This is a genomic window from Ensifer sp. NM-2 (genome assembly GCF_003024455.1).
Classification (GTDB): domain Bacteria; phylum Pseudomonadota; class Alphaproteobacteria; order Rhizobiales; family Rhizobiaceae; genus Ensifer; species Ensifer canadensis.
In genome coordinates this window covers 1-411 of the sequence record NZ_PVZR01000161.1, presented here as the reverse complement: position 1 = coordinate 411, position 411 = coordinate 1, and the positions used below count along the sequence as shown (strand labels likewise).

The 411-nt window shown below is 72.0% G+C and carries 1 pseudogene; it reads left to right on the top strand.

Annotated elements, in window-relative coordinates:
* Positions 1 to 57: 57 nt before the first annotated feature.
* Positions 58 to 411: pseudogene (locus C6558_RS39285) on the top strand (hypothetical protein); the annotation flags it as partial.

Below are 411 nucleotides of genomic sequence, written 5' to 3'. Positions count from 1 at the left end.
AAGGGCCGTTCCGCGCTGCACTGCATCCGCTGCTCGGCGTGCATGAACGTGTGCCCCGTGTACGAGCAGACCGGCGGCCACGCCTACGGCTCCGTCTACCCGGGCCCGATCGGCGCGATCCTCTCCCCGCAGCTCACCGGTGTGGACGCGGGGGAGAACGGCACCCTGCCCTACGCCTCCACGCTGTGCGGCGCGTGCTACGACGTGTGCCCCGTGGCCATCGACATCCCCTCGATCCTCATCCACCTCCGGGACGAGGACGTGCAGGCCACCCACGCCGCCCGGAAGGCCCTGCGCACGGAGAAGGACGCCGCCGGCGGCCCCCTGGCCCGCGCCAAGACGGCGGTGGAGTCCGTCACGCCCTCGCAGATGGACGTGGCGATGAAGGGCGCCTCCGTGGTGATGTCCTCG